Source organism: Streptomyces sp. MUSC 14 (assembly GCF_001866675.1).
Taxonomy (GTDB): domain Bacteria; phylum Actinomycetota; class Actinomycetes; order Streptomycetales; family Streptomycetaceae; genus Streptomyces.
In genome coordinates this window covers 1-2,499 of sequence record NZ_MLYN01000059.1, presented here as the reverse complement: position 1 = coordinate 2,499, position 2,499 = coordinate 1, and the positions used below count along the sequence as shown (strand labels likewise).

Genomic DNA, 2,499 nt, shown 5'->3' with positions numbered 1-2,499 from the left:
GTGGAGATCTGTCAAGCACAGTGCACTCATGGAGTCTGTTGCTCTGTGGTCCCTGCGGTGTCGGTCCAGATTCGGCGGCTGTACCAGCCTGGCGGACGTGTCCGGCGTTCGCGCAGTTCGGCGAGCTCTCGCTGGTCGGCGTGGGCGATGAGCCTGTGTGGCCAGCAGCTTTCCCGGCGGACGGTGATCCATCCGCAGTTGATCCAGGCGTAGAGGGTGGAGGTCGTCATGTCGAGCTCGGCGGCCAGGTGTTTGAGCCACCATTCGTCGGGGCCGGGTTCCTCGCCGGGTGGGGCGGGACGGTGCCGGTGAACGCGGCCGGCGAGGCAGTCCAGGCGGCGCATGAGGTCGTGGACGGTGGCTGCGGAGATCCGCTTGCCGCCCTTGGCGGGCCGAAAGCCATCGGCTTCGAGGTGGTCGGCGATCCTGCTCGCGCCGATGCCCTGGCCTGCGAGTTCGCGGATCCGAGTGGTCAGCTGCGGGTAGTAGCTGAGCTGTTCCAGCCGCTGGACCGGGCGGACGACCTCGCCCATGGTCGTGGTTCCGCCGGCCCAGACGATGGCGACCTGGACTCGCTCGCTGATGCCGAGCACGGTGACAACGACCTTGTCGACGACCGCGCGGACGATCTCTTTGCGGTCGGCGGGTGTGGTGCTCTGCGCGTGCCACAGGCCCTCGATATCGCCGGCCAGAGCGGTGATGGTCTCCCGCTCGGCCGAGGTGAGGGTGCGGGGGCTGCTGCGGGTGAAGCGGTCGTACTCCTCCTGGAGTCGCTGCTGGGCGGCGAGCGCGTCCTCCCACTCCTTCTCCAGTTGCCGGACGACCAGGCGGTTCTCCGGTTCGGCGAGGTGATGGCTGCGGCGGGCGCGGTCGGCCGTCTGCGCGGCGCGTTCGAGTCGCAGTGACCACAGTCGCTCCAGCTCGGCCCGCTCGGCCAGGACCTGGTCGGCGGCGTGCAGGGACACCTCGACGGCGGCGGGCGTCAGCGCTGCCAGGAGCTGTTGCTCGACGAAGGCGTCCACGCAGGCGGAGTTGAGCAGTTGGCAGTTCTTCTGCGCTCCGTAGTTGGTCGCGTCCCGGCAGCACACGTACTCGGGCAGGGCCTTGCTGTGCTGCGTGTGGTAGCGCATGGTCATGCGCCTGTTGCAGCGTCCGCAAGAAACCAGGCCCGCCGCGAGGGCGGGGCCGCCCCGGACAGAGCCCATCGCTTCGGCGACAGCCCGGTTGGCCGCCAACTTCGCCTCGTTCGCCTCGAACTGGGCGATGGTGATGTAGGCGGGCAGGACGTTCGGGATCACCACATGCCATCCGTCCCGGGAGCGGACGACCCGTCCGGTGCCGGGGCGGGCCGGGTCCTGGCGGCGCGAGTCGACCCGGCGCCGCCCGTAGGCGTAGATGCCGGCATAGGCGGGGTTGTGCAGCAGGGTTTGCAGCGTCATCCGGTTCGGCCTTCGCCACTCCAGGGTGCCCTTGTCCGGTCCCTCGCGCAGCCGGATGCCCAACTGGATGTCGTGGTCGACGAGATACCGAAGTACTGCGTGCAGCGTCCCGAGCCGTTCGAACTGTGTGAAGATCAGGCGGATGACGGTCTGCACCTGCTCGTCCGGGTCGAAGGCAACCTCCCCGGACGGGCGACGGAGGTAGCCGCTGGGCAGCGGGAAGGCCAGCTCGCCGCGGCGGGCCTTGTTCAGGCGTCCGCTCCACATCCGCTGCTTGATCAGGTGGAGTTCGGCCTCGCTCATCGTGCCCTTCAGCCCCAGCAGCAGCCGGTCGTTGTACTCGCCCGGGTCGTAGACCCCGTCGGTGTCCGCCAGCACCGCACCCGACAGGGCACACAGCTCGATCAGCTGGTACCAGTCCCGGCCGGAACGGGCCAGCCGGGACATCTCGATCCCCAACACGAGACCGACGTGATCCAAGCCGATCTCGGTGACCAGGCGCTGGAAGCCAGTGCGTGCCACCGCGCTCGAGCCCGATCTGCCCAGGTCCTCGTCGATCACCAGGACACGGTCGGCCTGCCAGCCCAGCGTGACCGCCCTGTCGACCAGGGCGTACTGCAACCGGGTCGACTCCTGGTGATCGACCAACTGCTGGCGCGTCGACTGCCGGACATAGACCACCGCAAGACGCTGCAGGTGACGATCGTCGATCTTGCTGCCGGGACGCTCCCACGGCATCACCGAGGTCATCGCGCGTCCCGTTCACTCACCGTCACGGAGACCGTCAACGCGCGGCTCGCCAGCCGCACCAACTGCCCGACGACCACCTGCCGGTTCGCTTCCGGCAGCGCAGCCCACACCTGCTCGTCCGGAACCACCCGCACTGTTGTCTGGGGCCGACGTCACTGTCGTCGGGCATGCCGACTCATTCCCCTCGTCGCTGATCCGGCCCCGCAACCGATGGGCCACAGCGACCAACCGCTGCAGACCCTCACGACCGATTATCGGCGTCTCCGTACTGCTTTGACTATCCATAAGCGCAGTGTGCTTGGGCGATTGA

Annotated in this window: 1 protein-coding gene; it reads right to left on the bottom strand. The window is 68.4% G+C overall.

Annotated features, from left to right (window positions below):
- Window positions 1-26: 26 nt before the first annotated feature.
- Entirely contained in the window at window positions 27-2,189 is a 2,163-nt protein-coding gene (locus BIV25_RS34140) for a recombinase family protein (protein ID WP_079177059.1), read from the bottom strand.
- Window positions 2,190-2,499 lie beyond the last annotated feature (310 nt).